The sequence below is a fragment of the Streptomyces luteolus genome, from assembly GCF_029968015.1.
GTDB classification, from domain to species: domain Bacteria; phylum Actinomycetota; class Actinomycetes; order Streptomycetales; family Streptomycetaceae; genus Streptomyces; species Streptomyces luteolus.
This window is the reverse complement of record NZ_JASCIS010000112.1, coordinates 1-1,045: the sequence shown is the minus strand read 5'-3', so window position 1 is coordinate 1,045 and position 1,045 is coordinate 1. Positions and strand designations below refer to the sequence as shown.

General features: G+C 71.1%; 1 protein-coding gene. It reads left to right on the top strand.

What is annotated here, in order from left to right:
• Positions 1–1,045: citramalate synthase (gene cimA / locus QIT00_RS38700; RefSeq protein WP_282540191.1), on the top strand; the 1,045-nt coding region annotated here is incomplete at both ends.

The following is a 1,045-nucleotide window of genomic DNA, read 5'->3' as shown; positions in this document are numbered from 1 at the left end:
ACGACTCGTTCCACGTCTTCGACACCACGCTGCGCGACGGCGCGCAGCGCGAGGGCATCAACCTCACCGTCGCGGACAAGCTGACCATCGCCCGGCACCTGGACGACTTCGGCGTGGGCTTCATCGAGGGCGGCTGGCCCGGCGCCAACCCCCGCGACACCGAGTTCTTCGCCCGCGCCACGCAGGAGATCGAGTTCAAGCACGCCCAGCTCGTGGCCTTCGGCGCCACCCGCAGGGCGCATGTGAAGGCCGCCGACGACCCGCAGGTCAAGGCCCTCCTCGACTCCGGCGCCCCGGTCGTCACGCTCGTCGCCAAGTCCCACGACCGGCACGTCGAACTCGCCCTGCGCACCACGCTCGACGAGAACCTCGCGATGATCGCCGACACCGTCGCGTACCTGCGCGAGCAGGGCCGCCGCGTCTTCGTCGACTGCGAGCACTTCTTCGACGGCTACCGCGCCAACCCCACGTACGCGAAGTCCGTCGTCCGCACCGCCTCCGAGGCCGGCGCCGACGTCGTGATCCTCTGCGACACCAACGGCGGCATGCTCCCCGCCCAGGTCCAGGCCGTCGTCGCCACCGTCCTCGCCGACACCGGCGCCCGGCTCGGCATCCACGCCCAGGACGACACCGGCTGCGCCGTCGCCAACACCCTCGCCGCCGTCGACGCGGGCGCCACCCACGTGCAGTGCACCGCCAACGGCTACGGCGAGCGCGTCGGCAACGCCAACCTCTTCCCGGTCGTCGCCGCACTCCAGCTCAAGTACGGCAAGACCGTCCTGCCCGCGGGCGCGCTCGCCGAGATGACCCGGATCTCGCACGCCATCGCCGAGGTCGTCAACCTCACCCCCTCCACGCACCAGCCGTACGTCGGGGTCTCGGCCTTCGCGCACAAGGCGGGCCTGCACGCCTCCGCCATCAAGGTCGACCCGGACCTGTACCAGCACATCGACCCCGAGCTCGTCGGCAACACCATGCGCATGCTGGTCTCCGACATGGCGGGCCGCGCCTCCGTCGAGCTCAAGGGCAAGGAACTCGGCGTCGA